23 protein-coding genes, 1 tRNA gene and 1 pseudogene are annotated in these 20,416 nt (G+C 56.0%); 14 read left to right on the top strand and 11 right to left on the bottom strand.

Annotation, left to right across the window (positions count from 1 at the left end):
- The first annotated feature begins 50 nt into the window (after nucleotides 1-50).
- Entirely contained in the window at nucleotides 51-1,001 is a 951-nt protein-coding gene (locus tag AACY25_RS11345; protein WP_339524599.1) for a sigma-54-dependent transcriptional regulator, read from the top strand.
- Here AACY25_RS11345 and AACY25_RS11350 read toward each other — a convergent pair.
- Nucleotides 998-1,915, bottom strand: coding sequence for a choline sulfate utilization transcriptional regulator (locus AACY25_RS11350; RefSeq protein ID WP_339524600.1), 918 nt, complete (start codon nucleotides 1,913-1,915; stop codon nucleotides 998-1,000). The genes AACY25_RS11345 and AACY25_RS11350 overlap by 4 nt on opposite strands.
- 112 nt (nucleotides 1,916-2,027) lie before the next feature.
- Here AACY25_RS11350 and betC point away from each other — a divergent pair, with 112 nt between their 5' ends.
- The 3 genes from betC to AACY25_RS11365 all read left to right on the top strand — a co-directional run bounded on the left by betC (nucleotide 2,028) and on the right by AACY25_RS11365 (nucleotide 6,163).
- A complete protein-coding gene (gene betC, locus AACY25_RS11355) occupies nucleotides 2,028-3,536 on the top strand; it encodes a choline-sulfatase (RefSeq protein ID WP_339524601.1) in 1,509 nt (502 codons plus the stop codon).
- A 53-nt stretch (nucleotides 3,537-3,589) separates the two neighbouring features.
- The gene (choX, locus tag AACY25_RS11360) at nucleotides 3,590-4,513 is read left to right on the top strand and encodes a choline ABC transporter substrate-binding protein (protein ID WP_339524602.1); all 924 of its coding nucleotides are present in this window, start codon (nucleotides 3,590-3,592) and stop codon (nucleotides 4,511-4,513) included.
- Nucleotides 4,514-4,594: 81 nt separating this feature from the next.
- Entirely contained in the window at nucleotides 4,595-6,163 is a 1,569-nt protein-coding gene (locus AACY25_RS11365; RefSeq protein WP_339524603.1) for a SulP family inorganic anion transporter, read from the top strand.
- Between the two features lie 122 nt (nucleotides 6,164-6,285).
- On the opposite strand, the gene AACY25_RS11370 is transcribed toward AACY25_RS11365, so the two are convergent.
- Nucleotides 6,286-6,858 carry a hypothetical protein gene (locus AACY25_RS11370; RefSeq protein ID WP_339524604.1) on the bottom strand — a complete coding sequence of 191 codons (573 nt, stop codon included), beginning with the start codon at nucleotides 6,856-6,858 and terminating at the stop codon, nucleotides 6,286-6,288.
- A gap of 174 nt (nucleotides 6,859-7,032) precedes the next feature.
- Here AACY25_RS11370 and AACY25_RS11375 point away from each other — a divergent pair, with 174 nt between their 5' ends.
- The 6 genes from AACY25_RS11375 (at nucleotide 7,033) to AACY25_RS11400 (ending at nucleotide 10,712) form a co-directional block, all read left to right on the top strand.
- Nucleotides 7,033-7,569 (top strand): DUF3087 domain-containing protein, encoded by a 537-nt coding sequence (locus tag AACY25_RS11375; protein WP_339525002.1) that lies wholly within the window; start codon nucleotides 7,033-7,035, stop codon nucleotides 7,567-7,569.
- A 42-nt stretch (nucleotides 7,570-7,611) separates the two neighbouring features.
- Nucleotides 7,612-8,256, top strand: a complete 645-nt coding sequence (locus AACY25_RS11380; protein ID WP_339524605.1) for an HD domain-containing protein — start codon at nucleotides 7,612-7,614, stop codon at nucleotides 8,254-8,256.
- Nucleotides 8,257-8,714: 458 nt separating this feature from the next.
- Nucleotides 8,715-9,230, top strand: coding sequence for a DUF2059 domain-containing protein (locus AACY25_RS11385; protein ID WP_339524606.1), 516 nt, complete (start codon nucleotides 8,715-8,717; stop codon nucleotides 9,228-9,230).
- A 30-nt stretch (nucleotides 9,231-9,260) separates the two neighbouring features.
- Nucleotides 9,261-9,671 (top strand): FxLYD domain-containing protein, encoded by a 411-nt coding sequence (locus tag AACY25_RS11390; protein ID WP_339524607.1) that lies wholly within the window; start codon nucleotides 9,261-9,263, stop codon nucleotides 9,669-9,671.
- A 144-nt stretch (nucleotides 9,672-9,815) separates the two neighbouring features.
- Nucleotides 9,816-10,214 (top strand): hypothetical protein, encoded by a 399-nt coding sequence (locus tag AACY25_RS11395; RefSeq protein ID WP_339524609.1) that lies wholly within the window; start codon nucleotides 9,816-9,818, stop codon nucleotides 10,212-10,214.
- A 27-nt stretch (nucleotides 10,215-10,241) separates the two neighbouring features.
- On the top strand, nucleotides 10,242-10,712 hold the full coding sequence (locus AACY25_RS11400) for a hypothetical protein (protein ID WP_339524610.1): 471 nt from the start codon (nucleotides 10,242-10,244) through the stop codon (nucleotides 10,710-10,712).
- Here AACY25_RS11400 and AACY25_RS11405 read toward each other — a convergent pair whose 3' ends face one another.
- The 4 genes from AACY25_RS11405 to AACY25_RS11420 form a co-directional block, all read right to left on the bottom strand.
- Complete coding sequence (locus tag AACY25_RS11405; RefSeq protein WP_339524612.1) at nucleotides 10,713-11,462, bottom strand: hypothetical protein; 750 nt, start codon at nucleotides 11,460-11,462, stop codon at nucleotides 10,713-10,715. It lies immediately after the preceding gene.
- Nucleotides 11,463-11,583: 121 nt separating this feature from the next.
- Nucleotides 11,584-12,285, bottom strand: coding sequence for a hypothetical protein (locus AACY25_RS11410; RefSeq protein ID WP_339524613.1), 702 nt, complete (start codon nucleotides 12,283-12,285; stop codon nucleotides 11,584-11,586).
- On the bottom strand, nucleotides 12,282-12,749 hold the full coding sequence (locus AACY25_RS11415; RefSeq protein WP_339524615.1) for a hypothetical protein: 468 nt from the start codon (nucleotides 12,747-12,749) through the stop codon (nucleotides 12,282-12,284). The genes AACY25_RS11410 and AACY25_RS11415 overlap by 4 nt, the downstream gene beginning before the upstream one ends.
- A complete protein-coding gene (locus AACY25_RS11420) occupies nucleotides 12,746-13,630 on the bottom strand; it encodes a ParA family protein (RefSeq protein ID WP_339524616.1) in 885 nt (294 codons plus the stop codon). The genes AACY25_RS11415 and AACY25_RS11420 overlap by 4 nt, the downstream gene beginning before the upstream one ends.
- A gap of 458 nt (nucleotides 13,631-14,088) precedes the next feature.
- Here AACY25_RS11420 and AACY25_RS11425 point away from each other — a divergent pair.
- A pseudogene (locus AACY25_RS11425) lies at nucleotides 14,089-14,181 on the top strand (DNA-binding protein); the annotation flags it as partial.
- 204 nt (nucleotides 14,182-14,385) lie between these two features.
- Nucleotides 14,386-14,475, top strand: a tRNA-Ser gene (locus tag AACY25_RS11430).
- A 158-nt stretch (nucleotides 14,476-14,633) separates the two neighbouring features.
- On the opposite strand, the gene AACY25_RS11435 is transcribed toward AACY25_RS11430, so the two are convergent.
- From AACY25_RS11435 to dapA, 3 genes are all read right to left on the bottom strand, one after another.
- Nucleotides 14,634-15,503: a phosphoribosylaminoimidazolesuccinocarboxamide synthase gene (locus AACY25_RS11435; protein WP_108486498.1), complete on the bottom strand. Its 870-nt coding sequence runs from the start codon at nucleotides 15,501-15,503 to the stop codon at nucleotides 14,634-14,636.
- A gap of 87 nt (nucleotides 15,504-15,590) precedes the next feature.
- Complete coding sequence (gene bamC / locus AACY25_RS11440; protein WP_339524621.1) at nucleotides 15,591-16,709, bottom strand: outer membrane protein assembly factor BamC; 1,119 nt, start codon at nucleotides 16,707-16,709, stop codon at nucleotides 15,591-15,593.
- Between the two features lie 17 nt (nucleotides 16,710-16,726).
- Nucleotides 16,727-17,605, bottom strand: a complete 879-nt coding sequence (gene dapA / locus AACY25_RS11445; RefSeq protein ID WP_275963535.1) for a 4-hydroxy-tetrahydrodipicolinate synthase — start codon at nucleotides 17,603-17,605, stop codon at nucleotides 16,727-16,729.
- 234 nt (nucleotides 17,606-17,839) lie between these two features.
- On the opposite strand from dapA, the gene AACY25_RS11450 reads away from it, so the two are divergent.
- Both AACY25_RS11450 and AACY25_RS11455 read left to right on the top strand, forming a co-directional pair.
- Nucleotides 17,840-18,397 carry a glycine cleavage system protein R gene (locus AACY25_RS11450; RefSeq protein ID WP_339524623.1) on the top strand — a complete coding sequence of 186 codons (558 nt, stop codon included), beginning with the start codon at nucleotides 17,840-17,842 and terminating at the stop codon, nucleotides 18,395-18,397.
- A gap of 13 nt (nucleotides 18,398-18,410) precedes the next feature.
- Complete coding sequence (locus AACY25_RS11455) at nucleotides 18,411-18,884, top strand: peroxiredoxin (RefSeq protein WP_339524625.1); 474 nt, start codon at nucleotides 18,411-18,413, stop codon at nucleotides 18,882-18,884.
- Between the two features lie 52 nt (nucleotides 18,885-18,936).
- Here AACY25_RS11455 and AACY25_RS11460 read toward each other — a convergent pair whose 3' ends face one another.
- A complete protein-coding gene (locus AACY25_RS11460; protein ID WP_339414275.1) occupies nucleotides 18,937-20,001 on the bottom strand; it encodes an AI-2E family transporter in 1,065 nt (354 codons plus the stop codon).
- Nucleotides 20,002-20,069: 68 nt separating this feature from the next.
- Nucleotides 20,070-20,321 carry a sulfurtransferase TusA family protein gene (locus tag AACY25_RS11465; RefSeq protein ID WP_339414274.1) on the bottom strand — a complete coding sequence of 84 codons (252 nt, stop codon included), beginning with the start codon at nucleotides 20,319-20,321 and terminating at the stop codon, nucleotides 20,070-20,072.
- Nucleotides 20,322-20,416: the final 95 nt, after the last annotated feature.

A 20,416-nucleotide genomic window follows, 5' to 3' on the forward strand; every position in this document is an offset into this window, starting at 1 on the left:
GATCATGCAACCTGCCTGCTCGCAATCCGAGCCGGGCTGGAGACTCATTGATGAGCCAGAACAATTTCGGTAGCCAACCGCTGCTGACCTTTCCCGATGCGGAAAAAAGCCCGCTAAGCATCCGCGCTAAAGCGCTGGTGTTTATCGATCCCCGCTCCCGGCAGCTACGCGACCAGGTCGAGCTGCTTGCCACACAACCTTTACCGCTGCTGATTGAAGGCGAAACCGGCACCGGTAAAGAGTTGTTGGCGCGGCATATCCACCGCGCCAGCGAACGGCCGGGGCTGTTTGTCGCGCTCAGCTGCAGCGGCCTCAGCAGCAAGCATGCCCAGGCAGAACTGTTCGGCTATGCCGCCGGCGCCTATCAAGGCAGCGCCAGCAGCCGGGCCGGCTGGTTTGGCTCGGCCAACAACGGCACGCTGTATCTGGACGAAATCGGCGACCTGCCGCTGCCGCTGCAAGCTGAACTGCTTAGCGCCCTGGAAACCGGTGAAGTGCTGCGAGTCGGCGCCAGCCAGCCGAGCCCGGCGGATGTCAGGCTGCTGGCTGCAACCAGCATCGACCTGGCTCAGGCCGTGGCAGCTGGCAAATTCAATGAGCGGCTATACGGTTATCTCAGCGACGGCCGCCTTGACCTGCCGCCACTGCGTGAACGCACCGGCGACATCCTACCCATGGCGGAATACTTCCTCGGCATCTACGCCCAGCGCCTGAGTCTGCCGCTGCCAGTCATCAGCGTTGCCGCACAGCAACGCCTGGAAGCGCACAGCTGGCCAGGCAATACCCGCGAACTGGAAAACGTCATCCACTTCGCACTGCTGGTCAGCAGCGGTGATGAGATTCTCCGCCAGCACCTCAACCTGACGGGCAGCGTTGCGCCCTTGACGGCTATTCAGCAGGGCCTTGAACAGTTACTTGGCGATGCCGACCCGCAGCAGCTGGCTAGCCTGCGTCAGTTGCTGCAGCAAACCGAACAGCACCTGAACCGGCTCTGCGGTTAAACGCCTGGCCCCTTGGCCAGTTCGGCTTGCAGCCAATCGACAAATACCTGAGTCAAACGCTGGCGACGTTTGCGCTCGGGCAGTACCAGGTAGTAACCCATATCCGAATGCGCGACTTCATCGCCTAAACGGCACAGCAGGTTCTGCGTCAGCAGCTCATCGACCAGGTGCCGCCAGCCGATGGCCACGCCCTGCCCGGCAATCGCCGCCTGAATCAGCAGCGTGTAGTTATCGAAACGCAGGCTGCCAGGGCTCGGCGTCTGCTGCAGGCCAAAGGCGCGAAACAGCCCCGCCCAATCGAACCAGCGCGAGCGGTTCTCCGGGCGCAGATGCAGCAGCGGTAAGCTGGCCAGCGCAGCGGGGGGCAACGGCAACGTCTGCCCTTTGAGCAGTTGCGGACTACACACCGGGAACACTTCTTCGCAAAACATCAGTTGCGCCTCGGCATGCTTGAAGCGCCCATCGCCGAAGTTGATCGCCACATCGATCTCTGCCGGCAACGTGCCCTGATCACGCTCGCTGGTGATCAGGCTGACATCCACCTCCGGGTGCAGCTGGTGGAAGCGTTGCAAACGCGGCATCAACCAGTAAGCGGCAAAGGCAAAATCAGTGGCGACCTGCAACACCTCATGTTGCTGTTGCGCGGTGACCGCCAACAGCCCGGCATCCAGGCTCTGCAGGCCGTCCTGTACATAACTCAGTAGCAGCTCGCCGGCATCGGTCAGGGCAATTCCCCGGTAAACCCGATCAAACAGGCGCGTGGCCAATTGCTGTTCCAGGCGTTTGATCTGCTGGCTGATTGCCGGCTGACTGGTGCCCAGTTCACTGGCAGCGGCAGTAAAACTCAGCTGGCGGGCGGCGGACTCGAACACCCGCAGCACATCCAGTGACACTCCATCGATGCGCTCAAACATAAGCTCAGGTTATCCAATGCATCTACTGACAGCAGGTTTACCCAGCTTTTGCTTAGCCGGATGATCAAGCCAGCACTGTCGCATAAATCTTTTATATGGAATACCGGCCACCATGAAACGCCCGAACATCCTCTTTATCATGGCCGATCAGATGGCCGCGCCGATTCTGCCGCTGCACGATGCCGCCTCACCGATCCAGATGCCCAACCTGATGCGCCTGGCTAAAGATGCCGTGGTGTTCGATGCCGCCTACTGCAACAGCCCGCTCTGCGCGCCGTCGCGCTTTACCCTGGTCAGCGGCCAGCTGCCCTCGAAGATCGGCGCCTACGACAACGCCGCCGACTTCCCCGCTGATGTACCAACTTACGCCCACTACCTGCGCAGCCTCGGGTACCGCACCGCGCTCTCGGGCAAAATGCATTTCTGCGGCCCGGACCAGCTGCATGGCTACGAAGAGCGCCTGACCAGCGACATCTACCCCGCCGACTACGGCTGGGCGGTGAACTGGGACGAACCGGACGTGCGCGCCAGCTGGTACCACAACATGTCCTCGGTGCTGCAGGCAGGACCCTGCGTGCGCACCAACCAGTTGGATTTCGATGAAGAGGTGGTGTTCAAGGCCCAGCAGTACCTCTATGACCATGTGCGCAGCGACGGCGAGCAACCGTTCTGCCTCACCGTGTCGATGACCCACCCGCATGACCCCTACACCATCCCGGCCGAGTTCTGGGACCTATACCGCGACGAGGACATCCCGCTGCCGCGCCACACCATCGCGCAGGCCGAACAGGACCCACACTCGCAGCGCCTGATGAAAGTCATCGACCTGTGGGACAAGCCGCTGCCCGAGCAGAAGATCAAAGATGCGCGGCGCGCCTACTTCGGCGCCTGCAGCTATATCGACAGCAACATCGGCAAGCTGCTGAAAACCCTCAAGGACTGCAACCTGAGCGACAACACCATCATCGTGTTCTCCGGCGACCACGGCGACATGCTTGGTGAGCGCGGCCTCTGGTACAAGATGCACTGGTTTGAAATGGCCGCCCGCGTACCGCTATTGGTGCATGCACCGAAGCACTTCGCCGCACACCGGGTCAGTCAGAGCGTATCCACCATGGACTTATTACCAACCCTCGTGGAATTGGCCGGAGGATCACTTGAGGCCGACTTGCCGCTAGACGGGCGCTCGCTGCTGCCTCACCTGCAGGGTAACGGTGGCCATGATGAGGTATTGGGTGAATACATGGCCGAAGGCAGTAACAGCCCGCTGATGATGATCCGCCAGGGCGAGTGGAAATTTATCTACTCCGAACGGGATCCATTGCTGCTGTTCAACCTGCGCCACGACCCGCAGGAACGCGAAAACCTCGCAGGGTCCGCCGAGCATCAAAGCCTGCTGGCCGACTTTATCAACCAAGCACAGGCGCGCTGGGACATGCCGGCGATTCATCAGGCCGCTCTGGCCAGCCAGCGCCGTCGTCGCTTCGTTGCCAGCGCCCTGACCCACGGCCGCCTGACAAGTTGGGACCATCAACCGATGGTCGATGCCAGCCAGCAGTACATGCGCAACCACATTGATCTCGACGACCTCGAACGTCGCGCCCGTTTTCCGCAACCCTGATTGCACACCACTGCCGCGTTGATCCGAAACTAATAACTAAGAGGACATATGCCATGCATAAATTCAGCACAGCACTTATCGGCGGCCTGTTACTGACCGCCAGTAGCTATACCCTCGCCGAAGACGCCAGTTGCGCCACGGTGAAACTCGGCGATCCGGGTTGGAGTGATATTGCCGTGACCAATGGCATCGCCAGCTTCCTGCTCGATGGTCTGGGCTACAAGGCGCAGCCGCAGACCCTGGCCGTACCGATCATCTTCGCCGGGCTGCAGAAAGGTCAGGTGGATGTATTTCTCGGCAACTGGATGCCGGCGCAGCAGAGCAATTACGACAAGTTCGTGACCACCGGTGAAGTCGACCAGGTGGTGGAAAACCTCAGCGGCACCGAGTACACCCTGGCCGTGCCCACCTATGCCTACGAGGCAGGGGTGAAAACCTTTGCCGATCTCGACCAGCATGCCGACAAATTCAAGCACAAGATCTACGGTATTGGTTCCGGCGCACCGGCCAACGAGTCGATCCAGAAGATGATTGCGGCCGACGAGTTCGGCCTCAAGGACTGGAGCCTGATCGAGTCCAGCGAACAGGCCATGTTGGTGCAGGTTGGCCGCGCGGTGAAGCGTGAGCAGTTTGTGGTGTTCCTCGGCTGGACGCCGCACCCGATGAACGTGCAGTACGACATGCGCTACCTCAAGGGCGGCGAGAAGTACTTCGGCGCCAGCGGCAGCGTCAACACCCTGGCTCGCAAAGGCTACGCCGCGCAGTGCCCGAATGTCGGCAAACTACTGAGCAACCTGAAATTCACCCAGGAGATGGAGAACGCCATCATGGATAAAGTGCTGAGCAAGCAGGCCAGCAACGATGAGGCGATCAAGGCCTGGCTCAAGGCCAATCCGGCGGTGGTTGCCGGCTGGCTCGAAGGTGTAACCAGCCGCAGCGGCGATAATGGCCTGGCAGCAGTCAACGCCAAACTTTGAACCGGCCGGCTTGATTCCCTAAAGTAGACGGGCCGCTGCTGTGCAGCGGCTTTGTCCATCGTCCGCACAAGAAGCCCACGCATGCCATTGTTCCTCCTTCAGTCTCTGCTGCCCTTTCTGCGCTGGCTGCCGCATTGCAGCAAACGCAGCCTCGGTAAAGACCTGCTGGCGGGGCTCAACGGCGCCATCCTGGCGCTGCCGCAATCCATCGCCTACGCCCTGATCGCCGGGCTGCCGCCGCAATATGGCCTGTACGCGGCTATCATGCCGGTGCTGATTGCCTGCCTGTGGGGCTCATCCAGTTTTCTGATCTGCGGACCCACCGCCGCGATTTCCATTGTGCTGTTCAGCAGCGTCAGCCCGATGGCGACACCGGGCAGCGACAACTTTATCGCCCTAATTCTGCTGCTGACCCTGCTGGCTGGCGTATGCCAATGGCTGCTCGGCCTGCTGCGCTTCGGTGCGCTGGTGAATTTCGTTTCGCATTCGGTGGTGCTCGGCTTCACCCTGGGCGCGGCACTGGTGATCGGCATCGGTCAGTTGCCCAACCTGCTCGGTCTCACCGTCACCAGCCAGGCCACGGCGCTGATGAGCCTGCTCAGCCTGGGCGAGCACCTGGCCGAGAGTGATTGGCGCACCCTGGCCGTAGCACTTTTCACCTTAAGCATCAGCCTGTTGAGCAGGCGTCTGTGGCCACGTGCGCCGGCCTTGCTTATTGGTATTGTTGCCGCCAGCCTGCTGGTCGTGGCCTGGCCTGAACAGCTTGAGCACGTCGCGCTGGTCAGCCGTTTTGCAGGCAGCCTGCCGCCCTTCGCCCTGCTGGATTTCAACCTTACACACATCCTGCAACTGCTGCCCGCAGCCGTGGCCTGCGGTTTGCTCGGCCTGGTCACCAGCCTGTCGATTGCCCGCGCCCTGGCGGATAAGTCCCAACAGCTGCTCGATGCCAATCAGGAAGTCCGCGCCCAGGGCCTGTCGAATATTATTGGGCCCTGGTTCAGCGGCTCGCTGTCGGCCGGCTCCTTCACCCGCTCGGCGCTCAACCAGCAAGCTGGTGCATGCTCGCCGATGGCCGGGGTGTTCGCCGCCTTGCTGGTGGCGCTGTTTGCCCTATACGGCAGCCGACTGTTCGCCTATGTGCCGATCCCTGCCATGGCAGCAAGCATTCTGCTGATCTGCTGGGGGCTGTTCGACCTTAACGCCTTCAAGGCCTTGAAGCGCGTAAGCCGTAGCGAGTTTCTGGTGATGCTGCTGACCGTGCTGGCAACCCTGGTGCTGGAGCTGCAAAGCGCCATCTATGCCGGCGTGCTGGCTTCACTGATCGTCTACCTCAAGCGCACTTCGCAGCCGCGCATACGCCAGTGGCAGGACGGCGAGCAGGAATGGCTGTGTATCGAAGGTTCGATCTTCTTCGGCGCCTGCCACTACCTGCAGCAACGCCTGCAACGCAGTTGCGCGCCTTGGGTGATGATCGATGCGCGGCATATCAACTTTATCGACTACGCCGGCATCACCATGCTGCATCAGGAAGCGCGCCGCCTGCATAGCCAGCAACGCCATCTGGTGCTGCACCACGCACGGTCGCAGGTGATCGATGAAATTCGCAAACTGGAAGGCGCGGAGCGCTGCCCCGTGCAGTTCGCCAACTAGCAGGCGCCAGGGCCAGCAGGATATCGGCGTACTAAGTGCAACTGGGCCCCAGGGCCTCGTCCAGTTCGAGGGCGCGGTTACCAAGGACAAACAGCGTCGGTCTGCGACCGCCCGTACTTGCTTTATTTCAAGCGGTAGCGCGCCAGCTCCGCTGGCGTCAGCACACGCATGCGCCGTGGCTCGGTGCTGTTGATCGCCTCAAGCAACTCCGGCGGAATCTGCATTTCTTTAAAGTAAGCAGCCTGAGTACCCCGGCTCGGCCCATAGGCGGACGCCGAATGCACCGAGTCACTGCCCGCATAATACGGCCGGTGAATGCCCACATAGCCGCGCACAGTCTTCGCGTGGCCCGCCGCCAGCAGGTACACGCAGCTGCCCTGGCACACCCCAGTGGACGGCACCAAGGCATCGAAGCCGGTTTCCCGCAGCAAGCGCCCCATACGAATAGCCTCGGATAAGCTGCCGCCGATGCTGTCGAGCATGACGAACTTCTTCGCATACTGGCCGGGGTTGGCTTTGATGCCCTTGAGCAGCGCCTCGTAATCGCCCGGCGCAATATCCTCGGAGACCTTGGCAACGAGTATCCGCCCAAGACTCTTGTGCTGCCCGGCCTGCACCTCGACCTTGGCCCACGCGACGCCCGAACACAGCGCTACCGCACAGATAATCACAGCCTGAAACACAGTACGACTCATAAACCCGGTAAATCCTTAAGCGATGCAGTCAACGGATGGGCGAAGATACCTGTTGCCGGGCAATCGCGCATAATTTGCAGCGTTTGGCGTATACCTCGGCAAACCCGGCCTGCCCAATCCAAGCCGTAAGCAACGCCGCTACCAACCGCTCAAGTGGGAATTACCGTGGCCCCGATGTTTGAAATCCAGCAGCGCACTCCTGAAATCTACCGCCAGCAAACCCGCCGTAGCACCCTGACTATCGCGGCGATTTTCGTCGCCCTGGCCATGCTGCTGTCGAGCAGCGCCGTGCTGCTGTTCGGCACCCCAGGCGGCGACAACTTCCGCTGGAACCTCGGCGGGGTTATCGCCGCCTTAGTGCTGACCGTAGCCCTGGTGCGCGTGCTGCTCTGGCCACAGCCTTTTATGGCTGCAGCCGTATACGGTTGGAGCCTGAAACGCAGCCTGATGCGCATCACCAATCTGATGCACCACGTCAAGGCCGGCGTCGCCGCCCGTGACCCCGCCGCCATGCAGCTACTGCGCTTCTATCACCTCGGCCTGACCCAAATGCACCAGCTTGAGGGCAACACCAGCTCCCTCAGCGAAGTGGTGGCGGAAATTAATAAGCACAAGGAGCGCATGGAGGAACTGGGCATGGAGACCGACCAGCCACGACTCAACCCCGACTGGCTTGAAGCCGTGAAAAAGATCCAGCCTCTACCGCACTAGGGTTGATACCGGTCGGCATGCGCTGCACAGAAGCACTTTTTTTTGGGACGCATCATGAAGCCACTCATAACCCCGCTGCATGACTACCTCGCCCCCTCCTGGCAACGCGCATGGCGCAACCTGAACCTACCCGCCCCAGCCGGTTTGTTCGAACAACTGCTGGCCGCGTATAACGAGCCGCATCGCCACTACCACACGCAGCAACATCTCGTGGAATGCCTCGAACATTTCGACGCGGCGCTCGCTTTTGCGGCCGAACCTGGCGAAGTGGAAATCGCGCTGTGGTTTCACGATGCGATCTATGCGCTGCGCGGATCAGACAATGAACTGCGCAGCGCCGACTGGGCCGTGCAGGAATTGGCGGCAAGCGGAGCTACAACGCAGGTTCAGGCTCGAGTTCACGGCCTGATCATGGCGACCCGCCATAACGCCACACCTAGCGATGCCGATCAGCAACTACTCGTCGATATCGACCTGGCCATACTGGGCGCCGCGTCTGCGCGCTTTAACGAATACGACCGCCAGGTGCGCGCCGAATACAGTTGGGTGCCAGGCCTGCTGTATCGCATCAAACGCAAGGCAGTACTCAAACATTTCCTCACACGCGACCACCTCTACAGCACAAGCCACTTCCGGGATCGATACGAGCAGCAGGCCAGGATCAATCTGCAGGCGGCGATTGAGTAAGCGCAGCCAACGAGCGTCTTACATTCGCACTGAACGCCACACAACAAGACGATGAACTTCGGATGACGGGAAACAGCGTAAACGGACGAAAATGGAGCATTTTTTCAGCGCTGCTTTGGCCCTAAAATCTCGTTCACAAAAAAAGCCCCTGAAATCTATAAATTTCAGGGGCTTTGCGTACTGCGATATGGCGGGAAGATAGGGATTTGAACCCGTCTGTGAGCGTTCCAGTTCGTGCCAAACCCGCTCGATACGGGCTTTCCGCTCCCTTTACCCGCTCATTTCGGCTCAATTCAGCACAGTGTTTTCGACACTTTTTCGACACCGTCGCTTTCTTGCCCGTGCCGTATCTGCTCAGAGCTAGTATTATTCTCAGCCCCCTGGCTTTCCTCGCTAGTCAGTGTTGGCCAACCCCTCCTATCTGATTTACCAACTACCTGCTCAAGGAAGATCGCAGCATGCGTTACCTCATCGCAGCACTAACCCTTTTCATCGCATCCCAAACCTTCGCCGATGGCAAAACTCAAAAAATCGCAGAACTTTTGAAAGCACAGGGCCTTGTTGATACCTGGGCACAGCAAATCGAAAGCGGCAAGGAATACAACAAGAAAATCAGCCAGCAGATAATGGGGCAGATCATGACAAGCCTTGCACCCAATGCAGATTTCAAGAGCCGGTTTGATCTAGCAAGTGAAAAATTCATTGAAAGCACCATTGCACCCTGGACGCCACAAGACATGATCACTGTCTGGGCAGATTTTTATGGCCCAGGCTTTACAGAAGAGGAGTTAGATCAACTGATTTCCTTCTACTCTTCTCCTCTTGCCCAAAAAGAAATTAAAGTTGGTCGCCTCGCACTGACTAATTTCACCAAACACTTCCAAGAGCTAAATCAGCCGATTGTAGAAAAAGCTACAAACCAATACATTGCAGACCTTCAAGTAATTGCTGCCGAATGCAACTGCGCCAAATAAAATTACTCGCCTTTAGAGCAAGAAAGCCGAATGAAATCCATACTTAACAAGATATTTAATGGAATGCTGTACGGTATCGGCTTTGGCTTGATTACTGGAGGCATATACTACTACGTCGTTATAAAGACCACCGAGGATGCTATGAGTCGTTATTCATTTGAGGATGGCGCCGTAGAAATCATCGAGCATCGCAAGATCGAGCGCAATGATCGCCTTGTTATCTTAGGAAAAGTTACCAACGTATCTGACAAGCCTGCGAACAATGTAACCGTCAACGTAGACCTATTTTTAAATGGGGATTTCGTAAAGCAGTGCGACGAGCTAATAAAAGGTGAAATCTCCGCCGGTGCAAGCAGAAATTTTGAACTTGTATGCGGGTGCTGCAATAACGCGCCTATTGTCGAGCATGACTCGTACGAGGTTTATTTAACAGGCTTCTAAAAGCTGTTATTAACCTAATCATAACCTGCCAATCATATCAACATATTGATAACCACATTCCTTAGAGAGTTATTAAAAGCAGGTCATGATAATACAGCCACATTGCGGAATTGGCTTATTTAATTTATGCCCCTCAGGTACTGCATGAAAACCACGGCCATATGTATCTTGCTAATAACGTTATACGGATGCGTTGGAATACACACAGACACTCAGAAATCTAAAACCTCAAAAGCACCAGACTTATACTATTTAAATGGCACGAAGCACCACTGGAGCAAAAGTGATCATCCCGAAAATGGTGATGTGACTTTAGAATCAGATCGCAAATGGTGCGGTGCTACTGTATGGGCAATAGTTCCAATCCCTTTAAAACTACCCGTTTGCAAAAACTATAAAAAAGTAAGCTTCCAAAATAACGAACCAACGACCCTCACTGAAGGCTGGGTAAACATCGGTAATTTTTATGGTTGCGGACCCGGCGTATGGCTTGGCTCGGCAATTTCAAATGGGAAAACAGCATCATTCTGTGTGGCAGAGTAAATCCTTTAAGGCTACGGAGCCACCAAATTGATCAATGGAAAACTGCTAAAACAATACGATATGCCAGTCGCACTTGGCATAACACACCTGACAACAATAGCCTTCCTGCTTAACAGCAGTGAGGACATGCCTTCATGGGTTGCCGCATATGCCTATTTTTTTGCATTAACCTGCATTTTGCTTAGCAATATTTTCCAGCCCACCAAAGGTTTTCTCTCAGGTATTGCAGTTGCGACTTCTATTGCGACTGTAATTAGGTCAATCCGTATTTCATCACTTAACCTGCACGGCCCTGGCGTCGACTTTCCGCTAGGTTTAATGGGTGCAGGCGCTGGCGTAATTGCTGCTTTGATTTATTCCAAGAGCAACACGGGCTGGGCCATTGAAGGCGGGTTCACTATTGGATGCGTAGGCACCTTAGGCTGCTATCTTCTTACTATGGTCTTTGCGTGCAACACAGTGCTGTATTGCGGCCCTACTTTTTCATGGGGCTTTTAGTTACCTCATCGGGCTAAAACTGCTCGATGCTGAGCAATAGCGTTGTTTCATACGATCACTATGATCCTGGCGATCATTGTCGTAGCGCGCTCGCCATGATTTGCATTCTTCGTGGTAGTGCTGTTTGGCAGCTTTGCGGCATTCGCGGTAGTCGATTGAGCCTTTGCGGTGGTTGGCGCATACGCTGCTGCTGTCGATGTAGTTATTGACGGCCACCCACTCGGCTAGGTAGTTCGTGCCGCCATTCCAGCTCTTAATCCACTGTGAGGTGCGCTCACGCCTTACGGTGTTTGTCTTTCTTTCCGTACTGGTGCTGGCGGCCGCAACCTGCTTGTAGGTTGGCGGTGTGTAGGTGCTGGCCGGCTGTTTAGGGGTGTAGTTGTTGTCGTTGAATGAGTTCTGGCTTCGCTGTACCGCTAGCGCGGCTTGCTGCTCTGACCATTCAATATCCGCTTGGCTAAGTTGTGGCTGGGCAACCTGTGGGGCGGGCTCGAAAGGCGCTGGGGCCTCTTGGATGGGTTGCAGAGGCTCGCTGTAGGTTTGCGCTGGCGGTTCGCTGAATACCGGCTGGCCGCCAACACGGATGGCCTGCTTAAGCTGGTTAACGTCGATGACGATTGGCTTGGCAAATAGCGCGATCAGTCCCCATGTGATCGCCGAACCAACGCTCAAGATGACGACGGTACGCCATGGGGATGGCTTCTTGTTGTTGCGTATATAGTCGGGCGCGTCGTCCCAATCGCTTTTCATAGTACCTCCCTGCTATGACCTAAAATAAATCTTTCCCCTTTTTACTCTGGAAGGTACATCATCCCAATTTATACGTCTAACCTCCCTTGGCTAAAAATAACCGTTATTTCAAACCGCTCCACTAACAACTATAAAATGTGTTTTTCTGCGCAGGCGTTTTAAACCTCAAATCCAGTTTAGATCTTAATGTCTGCGCAATTTGCGTCCAACTTGGCGCATATATTGAAAATAGAATATCACTAACATACTCATCGACTTCAAAAGCCAGCATCGGCAGCTCTTCCAAAGTTTCGCTTGTACCAACAACATCCTTTAACTCTGCCACCAGTGGCAAAGTATATAGGCTTTGCGAATGAACATGTGCGGAAAGCAGACGATAGGGATCAACCTCTAATCTTTTCTTTACTTCTTTCAAAATACCGTTCCTAGCTCCGTATCCTGCGACATGCTTAGATAAATAATCCAATATTTCTTTTTTTAGCTTAAACCCATCACCACTGACATTTAAATACTCCCACTCTACCCGATGATCCTTGAAGTAAATCCAACCCAACACTAAATCAATTTCCGTCCTAAGTGCTAACAATGCAGGGCGTACCAATCCCAACCCTGCGCAGGCTGCAGCCTCCCTTAAAGACGAAACAGCACCGTCAAGCAGTTCGTCCGCCACACCTGTTTTTTGGCTATTCAGGTAAGGGATCCATTCTAGGAACAGCGAGGATTTCTCATCAACACTCGCTACTACTTTCGCTCCATGAGAGGTTGAAAACGAGTAAACAGCCTCTAACAAGAGGCCTAGCTGATTTTCAGCGTCACTACTCATTCCCTAAGCACCCAATCACTACTTTCGTTTAAACCATGGACAATTTGATTTCTCAAACGACTTGCCACATGCAGAAGTTCGGAATCAGTAAAGCTCTTACCTAGAGACCTTATCCAGGCAGCAAAGCCACTTTTAGGATTTGGCGAGCTAAATTTCCTTTCGGGATAAATCTCCTGCAATATCCCTTCAAACATCACAAACGCCTGTCCTGCCGACATATTACATTCATGCACCAGTAAGTCATAAACTTTTCTATCAACTCCATACTCACTAGGCTGGGTATGACTACGGCTAAGTGACTGTGGCTCACGGGATGAAAAACCACTTCTAGAGAATTTATCGAAATCGGAAACCACCTTCTTAACACCCATATCTCGGAGGTCATAGAGCAGATCCTCTACCTCTTCTCGGTGAAAATCGGCTGCAGCGAGAAGCATATAAAGCCGTCTTAGGTTATTATTCATGGCACCCACCCTAGCGAGCCCTTCATTTCATTAACAATACTAGCCATATTTCTTTTCAATGCATTCACATGCGCCACTTTTTTATCAGTAGCACACCCTACCTTTCCTTCCTTCGCGCCAAGCAACGTAGAGGACTTCAAAATTGTAGGTAAGGTCAGCGGGCCAAACTTCGAGTTTGCACGTAGTGCTCGCTCAAACTCGTTCTCTGTGTTTTTCCCTGGCCCGCCATTGATCAAGACCATTTGCTTAGGTTTTTTTGTAATCACTGGAAGTCCATTAACAAACTCATCCAACAGTTCCAGACCTAAAACCGAATAACGATCAGATCTAACGGGCGTAAGCAAATGCGTAGAGGCATTAATTGCACAAATAGTCATAAAAGAACTACTTGGATTGCAATCAATCACAACTAAGTCATATTGCTCCCTGGCACTTTCAATAAAATCACTGAAGCGCTTTTGCACAGGCTGCAGCATTTTTGAATCATCGACCAGGGTATATTTTATCATCCGAAAATCCCCTGGTATTAAACCTAGGGCAGTTTTACCCGTAGCAGTCCAATAAAACAGCTGCTCTTTTACATCATCAACATGAGGAGGTGGTCCTAAATTTTTCGCAACTTTGAACATTGATGGTGTTGAGGGAGGTTCCATAACCGAAAAAATGGTTTTATTCTTCTCCCTGAATGCCTTGTATTTGGATTGAGTCATTAATGTTTGAGTTAAGTTAAATTGCGGATCAAAATCAATAAGAAGAATTGACTTACCCGTAATACTCATCATATGCCTGAAAAGATGGGCACTTATAGTTGTCTTCCCTACACCGCCTTTCATATTCAGAACAGATATGACGGGCGCTGGCGTTACCTTGACTTGACTCATTTATCCCTTCCTAGTAAAAACTATTCCTTACGGCCAACTCAACAACATCTGGCGAACAATGTAGTTTTATACTCAAGTCTATAGCATCCCGGATAACCAAACTTTAGCTATTTTCATTGTAATGGTTATCCCGCGCTTTGATTGGGTAAGTTTAAATTGGCTTCTTCGTATCCTGGCGACACCTGACCTTTGTCAGGATCTACATCCCCTTTCCAAAGCCATAGCTCGTATTGGAGGAAGGCCCTCAACAGCGCTTCCAAATCCTCGATACCAGTCTTCACCTTCCGATTGGTTGCCACGGTCTGCCACCGCTGGCGTTCCTTGATCGTTGTAGTTTCAGCGAGCCTTGTAGCGCCTATGTGCCTTACAAGGGTTATAAGCCTTCCCTCGAACAGCCAAAAGCGTTTAAACATGACGAACGAATCCCGTAAATCCACACGAATAGTGACGGAACGAGCATAGAACTGGAAGAGCTGAAACCTTCGAAGCTGATAGGCCCGCAACAGGACGTTGAAACCGTCGAATCCTGGGCGGATCACAACCGCCTTACCTAACGCACAGCCCGCATCTGAGCCACGAAAAGCGCCTCCGCTCGATGGATAAGCGCAGGACCTCTAAGCTGATTTTTTAGCCCACCACCTTCCAGACTTCACCCCAGCTCACCGCCTTTGATCGCAAGCATCTGAAAGTATGTGAAAAATTTCAAACCAGGGGTTCGCCAAACGCACTTCAACTGTTATCATGCGCGCCGCCACGGGAAGATGCCGGAGTGGCCGAACGGGACGGATTCGAAATCCGTTGTGTTAGCGATAGCACCTAGGGTTCAAATCCCTATCTTCCCGCCATATAGCAGTACCGAAGCCCCTGACTTTTTAGCGAAGTCAGGGGCTTTTGCGTTTCAGGTCGGTCAATAAATGCCTAAAGCGCGGTGCAGGTTGAAAGCCACAAAAAAAGGGCGCCGTAGCGCCCCTCTGTGTCGCGGTTACGCGCGTGTTGCAGCGTTTTAGACGGTCAGGCGTGTCAGGGCTTCGCGGTATTTGTCGGCGGTTTTCTGCGCGACGTCGGCGGGCACTGCCGGGGCTGGTGGCTCTTTGTTCCAGCCGGTGGATTCCAGCCAGTCACGTACAAACTGTTTGTCGAAGCTTGGCGGGTTCTTGCCTTCGGCATAACTGTCCGCCGGCCAGAAGCGGCTGGAGTCTGGCGTCAGGGCTTCGTCCATCAGGGTCAGGGTGCCGTCTTCGTCCAGGCCGAACTCGAACTTGGTGTCGGCGATGATGATGCCGCGCGTGGCTGCATACTCGACCGCTGCGCTGTACAGGGCAATGGAGGTGTCACGCACTTTGGCGGCCAGCTCAGCGCCGATGATCGCTTCGCACTGCTCGAAACTGATGTTCTCATCGTGGTCGCCCACGGCGGCTTTGGTCGAGGGGGTGAAGATCGGCTGCGGCAGTTTGGCCGCTTCCTTAAGCCCCGCTGGCAGTTGAATGCCGCAGACGGTGCCGCTCTTCTGGTATTCCTTCCAGCCGGAGCCAACGATATAGCCACGTACGATGGCTTCTACAGCGACCGGCTTAAGGCGCTTGGCAACCACTGCACGGCCTTCCACCAGCGGCAGTTCGGCGGCCGGGACGATGTCTTCAACCTTGTCGCCGGTGAAGTGGTTGGGCACCAGGTCCTTGAGCTTGTCGAACCAGAAATTTGAGATGGCGGTGAGAATCTTGCCCTTTTCCGGGATCGGCTCGCTGAGGATCACGTCGAATGCCGAAAGGCGGTCGGTGGCGACCATCAGCATGCGTTTATCGTCGATCTCGTAAAGATCACGGACTTTGCCCGAATAGATTTTCTTCAGGCTCAGGGTGGTGGCTGTGCTCATGTCGGAATTTCCGCCTTTGGTAAACAAAACAGGCGAAACCCGCCGGGTTTCGCCTATTGGTAATGCCGGTGCAGCAGTGGCCTGCTGTCAGCCAAGGTTTTCCTGGATCAGGTCCAGCACCTTGCGCGCCACGTCGGCGGGGGCAATGGTGTTGAGGTCTTTTTCCACGGTGACCTGCACGCTGTCGCCAACGGCGGTCAGGCGTACCTGATAGCGCTCGGCACGGGCGTCGATCTCTTCCTTGCTTGGCGCGCTGCCAAATACGCTGCCGAAGAAGCCAGGCTTGTCGTCCGGCTTCTGCGCGCGTTCGGCGAGGTTGATGTAGTACACGCCGAGGCTGCGGTTGATGTCGTCGATGCGCACATCAGCCATTTCCAGGGAGCGGCCCACACCGGACCAGGCGCGGTCGAAATCAGCACCCAGGCTCAGTACCGGGTTGCCGTTACCGTCTTCGGACAGGCTGACGCGGTTTGGTGCGTCGTAATCACGAGCGGCCAGCAGGGAGACGGAACCGCCCTGCTCGGCGCTGCGCGCCAGGGTCACGAGCATTTCATCGAGCAGCGCAGCATCCAGGCTTGGGTTGCTGCTGCGGTTGGTGAAGGCGACATCGGCAGTACTGCCGGCTGGACGCTCGGCGCTGACCACGAAGATCTCGCTGGTATTGCGCTGCACGCCTGGCTCGATGCGTACCCGCACACGGGTTTCGGCATCTGGATTTACGCCAGATACACGGCTGCTCAGACGACGCGCCATGGATTCGGACAGGGCATCAAAACGCTGCCAGGTGGTGCTGAATTCGCCCGTTTGCGGACGCTCGTCTGCGATCTGAAAACCGTTGTCGGCAAAGAACTGACGCGCCACAGGCCAGACTTCAGCCGGTACGCGCTGCGCCACGACCCAACGCGATTCGCCGCTCTTTTGCAGGCTGAACTCGCTGGCATCACCGGCCACAGCCAGGGCTTGCGGGCGCGGCACGATAAATTCGCCAGTATCGGTGGTAGTGGCGACCTGCTGAGGCACGGGCAGCAGTGGGTCGATACGTTTGGCGTCGACGTTTGCCGGGATTTGCATCGTGGCCGTCTGACGGGCTTCGAGGTAGTCGCTGCCACGGTCACGGAAATAGCCGTTTTCGCCATAGATCCAGCCGCAACCGCTGGTACCAGCGATGATCAGGGCCAGGGCGGAGAGTCCGGTGAGTCGCTTCATGCGTAGTAATTCCTCAATTAAACCAATACGCCGGACTGGCGCAGGGCCTGACGCAGCGGTTCATGACAACGTGGGCTGAGCCAGGTCAGTGGCAGACGGATACCGTCTGGCATCAAACCCATTTCATGCAGAGCCCATTTCACCGGAATCGGGTTGGATTCGATAAACAGCGCCTTGTGCAACGGCATCAAACGATCATTGATCGCCCGGGCAATCGCTGCTTCACCACGCATGGCCGCCGCGCACAGATCGCTCATGGCGCGTGGGGCAACGTTGGCGGTTACCGAGATATTGCCCTTGCCGCCCATCAGCATCAGCTCGACGGCGGTGGCGTCATCACCGGAATAGACCAGGAAGTCCTTGCTTACGCGATCCAGTACTTCCTGGCCACGCTGCAGGTCGCCGGTGGCTTCCTTGATGCCGATGATGTTGTCGATCTTGGCCAGGCGCTCAACCGTCTCCGGCAGCATGTCGCAGACCGTACGGCCTGGCACGTTGTAGAGGATCTGCGGGATGGCGACCGATTCGGCGATGTGGCGGAAGTGCAGGTACAGGCCTTCCTGAGTCGGCTTGTTGTAATACGGGGTGACTAGCAGGCAGGCATCGGCACCGACATCTTTGGCGGCGCGGGTCAGCTCGACCGATTCACGGGTGGAGTTGCCACCGGTGCCGGCGATGACCGGAATGCGCCCGGCGACCTGATCGACAATGCGCTTGATCACTTCGATGTGCTCAGGCACCTCAAGGGTCGCCGACTCGCCGGTAGTGCCGACTGCGACGATGGCATTGGTGCCCTCCTGCAGGTGGAAATCCACCAGTTTGCTCAGGCTGTCCCAATCAAGACCACCTTGTGCATCCATGGGCGTAACCAGTGCCACCATACTGCCCGCAATCATGCAACCGCTCCTGCCGGAAAAAGAGAGCCGTAATGGTACTGGGGCCACCTGCCTTGCACAAGCGAAGTACCGAGGCTGTGATGCAACGCGTATACAATCTTTCTCGGCCAAACGCGGCACATTCCTCACCGCCCAGCCCTGCCGGCATTCCCCTTAGCAGTGCTTTTCGCTACCCTTCCTGCTTTGATCGGTGCTGTGTATGCAGGCCGACCGCTTATCGTTTAGGAAGGCTGCATGTCCACCCCCCTAGTTCGCGAACAATTCCTGCTTATCAGCGCCCTTGGCCCCAACGCCATGGAGCTGACCAACGTGCTCTGCCGCACCAGCCACGAGAACCGTTGCGCCGTAGTGAGCACCCGCCTGAGCCGGCATGGCGAGTACAGCGCACTGGTCTTGCAAATATCCGGCAGCTGGGATGCTCTGGCGCGCCTGGAGTCGAGCCTGCCAGCGCTGGCGAAGAAGCACAGCTTCACGGTCAATGTGATCCGCAGCGCCGCCTCTGAAAGCCGCCCGCAGGCGCTGCCTTATGTGGCGTATGTCAGTTCGGCCTACCGCCCGGACATTCTCAATGAGCTGTGCCAGTTCTTTATCGACCATCACGTCGAGCTGGAAAACCTCACCTGCGACACCTATCAGGCCCCGCAGACCGGCGGCACCATGCTCAACGCCACGCTGACCGTGACTCTGCCTGCCGGCACGCAGATCAGCTGGTTGCGCGATCAGTTCCTCGACTTTGCCGATGCGTTGAACCTCGACGCGCTGATTGAACCCTGGCGTCCACAGAACCCATAAGGAGCAGCACGTTATGGCCGTAGCACTCGACACCCCGGTTGCGGATTTTCAGGCAGAAGCAACGAGCGGCCAGACCATCCAGCTGTCCGCACTCAAGGGCCAGCAATTGGTGGTCTACTTCTACCCGAAGGACAGCACCCCAGGCTGCACCACCGAGGGTCAGGGTTTTCGTGATCAATACCCGGCGTTTCAGGCGGCCAACACGCTGATCTTCGGCGTATCGCGTGACAGCCTGAAATCCCACGAGAACTTCAAGTGCAAGCAGGAATTCCCCTTCGAGCTGATCTCAGACAAGGATGAAGCCGTCTGCCAGCTGTTCGATGTGATCAAACTGAAGAAGCTTTACGGCAAGGAATACCTGGGCGTCGACCGCAGCACCTTCCTGATCGATAGAAACGGCGTACTGCGCCAGGAATGGCGCGGCGTGAAAGTACCAGGGCATGTCGATGCGGTATTGGCCGCCGCCCAGGCGCTGAATAAAGCCTGAACCGCGCGCAATAAAAAGCCGGTCAATCGACCGGCTTTTTATTGTTTGCAGATTAATCAGCCGCCACCTGCTCACTGCGTGGCCAGGCGTCGATCACCGCTTTGAATAGCGTGGCCAGCGGGATGGCGAAGAACACCCCCCAGAAGCCCCACATTCCGCCAAACAGCAGCACCGCGCAGATAATCGCCACCGGATGCAGGTTGACTGCCTCGGAGAACAGCAGCGGCACCAGCACGTTGCCGTCCAATGCCTGAATGATCCCGTAGACCACCATCAAGTAGATGAACTGATCTCCAAAGCCCCACTGGAACAATCCGATCAGCGCTACGGGAACTGTCACCACCACCGCGCCGATATAGGGCACCACCACCGACAAGCCCACCAGTAAGGCCAGCAGAGCTGCATAGTTGAGCCCCAGGTAGGCAAACGCAATATAGGTGACCACGCCGCAGATGATGATTTCGATCACTTTGCCGCGAATGTAGTTAGCAATCTGCTTATTCATTTCCTCGGCCACTTGAGTGATCAGCGCCCGTTCGCGCGGCAGATAGCCACGAAACCATGCACTGATCAACTCCCGGTCCTTGAGGAAGAAGAACACCAGAATCGGCACCAGTACCAGATAGATCATGATGCTGACCAGCATCGGCAGGCTGGACAGCGAGAACGACAACGCCCATTGGCCAAACTTGCCAGCCTCGCCACGCACGCCCTCAATCAGCTGCAGCACCTGAGCATCAGTGATCAGGGTCGGATAGCGCTGCGGCAACAGCAGAAAAAGCGACTGCCATTCCCCCAACATACGTGGCAATTCATTGAACAACGTACTCAGCTGCTGCCAGAGCAGCGGCATCAGCACCAGCAAAATCAAGCCCAGCATGCTCATAAACAGAGCGAACACCAGCCACACCGCCAGCATCTGCGGCAAATGCAAACGCTCAAAGGCGTTTACCAGCCCCTGCATCAGAAACGCCAGCACCAACCCCGTCAAAACCGGAGCCAGCATGCCGCCCAGGTTCAGAATCGCGGCAAAGCCCAGCACCAACAACACCGCGAGCACCACCGCCTGCTCATCGGAAAAATAGCGATGCAGCCAATTCTGAAAAACCTTGAACATCGTGACCTCTTAACTCGGGCAGCACAGAATTTATGCTGCCTCACCATCAGCGCGTAGCAATGCCGGCCTCAGGCCTTGCGCAACCAATAACGGTAAACGCCATTATCGACCTCTTCACGCAACAGACTATGCCCGGCCAAGTTGGCGAAGGCACGGAAATCCCGCTGCGAGCCAGCATCGGTAGCCTCTACCTTGAGCACTGCACCACTGGCCAGCCGATTGAGTTCCAGCTTGGCCTTAAGCAACGGTAGCGGGCAATTGAGCCCGCAGGCGTCCAGTTGCGCGTCGAAATCCTCGGCACGCCATTGCATATCAGTCATTGAGCTACTCCAAGAAGGCCGCAAGGATACCCAAGGCCGCACAACCCTGGCCAGCACAGCAGCCAGCCAGCTACAGTAGCGCCTTTGTTCGACAC

The sequence above is a fragment of the Pseudomonas sp. EA_35y_Pfl2_R111 genome (assembly GCF_963970955.1).
Taxonomy (GTDB): domain Bacteria; phylum Pseudomonadota; class Gammaproteobacteria; order Pseudomonadales; family Pseudomonadaceae; genus Aquipseudomonas.

Excerpts from the sequence above, each read along its gene's own strand:
- AACY25_RS11345 (WP_339524599.1), top strand. The coding sequence starts at position 51 with ATGAGCCAGAACAATTTCGGTAGCCAACCGCTGCTGACCTTTCCCGAT.
- AACY25_RS11350 (WP_339524600.1), bottom strand. The coding sequence starts at position 1,915 with ATGTTTGAGCGCATCGATGGAGTGTCACTGGATGTGCTGCGGGTGTTC.
- betC (WP_339524601.1), top strand. The coding sequence starts at position 2,028 with ATGAAACGCCCGAACATCCTCTTTATCATGGCCGATCAGATGGCCGCG.
- choX (WP_339524602.1), top strand. The coding sequence starts at position 3,590 with ATGCATAAATTCAGCACAGCACTTATCGGCGGCCTGTTACTGACCGCC.
- AACY25_RS11365 (WP_339524603.1), top strand. The coding sequence starts at position 4,595 with ATGCCATTGTTCCTCCTTCAGTCTCTGCTGCCCTTTCTGCGCTGGCTG.
- AACY25_RS11370 (WP_339524604.1), bottom strand. The coding sequence starts at position 6,858 with ATGAGTCGTACTGTGTTTCAGGCTGTGATTATCTGTGCGGTAGCGCTG.
- AACY25_RS11375 (WP_339525002.1), top strand. The coding sequence starts at position 7,033 with ATGTTTGAAATCCAGCAGCGCACTCCTGAAATCTACCGCCAGCAAACC.
- AACY25_RS11385 (WP_339524606.1), top strand. The coding sequence starts at position 8,715 with ATGCGTTACCTCATCGCAGCACTAACCCTTTTCATCGCATCCCAAACC.
- AACY25_RS11390 (WP_339524607.1), top strand. The coding sequence starts at position 9,261 with ATGAAATCCATACTTAACAAGATATTTAATGGAATGCTGTACGGTATC.
- AACY25_RS11395 (WP_339524609.1), top strand. The coding sequence starts at position 9,816 with ATGAAAACCACGGCCATATGTATCTTGCTAATAACGTTATACGGATGC.
- AACY25_RS11405 (WP_339524612.1), bottom strand. The coding sequence starts at position 11,462 with ATGAAAAGCGATTGGGACGACGCGCCCGACTATATACGCAACAACAAG.
- AACY25_RS11410 (WP_339524613.1), bottom strand. The coding sequence starts at position 12,285 with ATGAGTAGTGACGCTGAAAATCAGCTAGGCCTCTTGTTAGAGGCTGTT.
- AACY25_RS11415 (WP_339524615.1), bottom strand. The coding sequence starts at position 12,749 with ATGAATAATAACCTAAGACGGCTTTATATGCTTCTCGCTGCAGCCGAT.
- AACY25_RS11420 (WP_339524616.1), bottom strand. The coding sequence starts at position 13,630 with ATGAGTCAAGTCAAGGTAACGCCAGCGCCCGTCATATCTGTTCTGAAT.
- AACY25_RS11435 (WP_108486498.1), bottom strand. The coding sequence starts at position 15,503 with ATGAGCACAGCCACCACCCTGAGCCTGAAGAAAATCTATTCGGGCAAA.
- bamC (WP_339524621.1), bottom strand. The coding sequence starts at position 16,709 with ATGAAGCGACTCACCGGACTCTCCGCCCTGGCCCTGATCATCGCTGGT.
- dapA (WP_275963535.1), bottom strand. The coding sequence starts at position 17,605 with ATGATTGCGGGCAGTATGGTGGCACTGGTTACGCCCATGGATGCACAA.
- AACY25_RS11450 (WP_339524623.1), top strand. The coding sequence starts at position 17,840 with ATGTCCACCCCCCTAGTTCGCGAACAATTCCTGCTTATCAGCGCCCTT.
- AACY25_RS11455 (WP_339524625.1), top strand. The coding sequence starts at position 18,411 with ATGGCCGTAGCACTCGACACCCCGGTTGCGGATTTTCAGGCAGAAGCA.
- AACY25_RS11460 (WP_339414275.1), bottom strand. The coding sequence starts at position 20,001 with ATGTTCAAGGTTTTTCAGAATTGGCTGCATCGCTATTTTTCCGATGAG.
- AACY25_RS11465 (WP_339414274.1), bottom strand. The coding sequence starts at position 20,321 with ATGACTGATATGCAATGGCGTGCCGAGGATTTCGACGCGCAACTGGAC.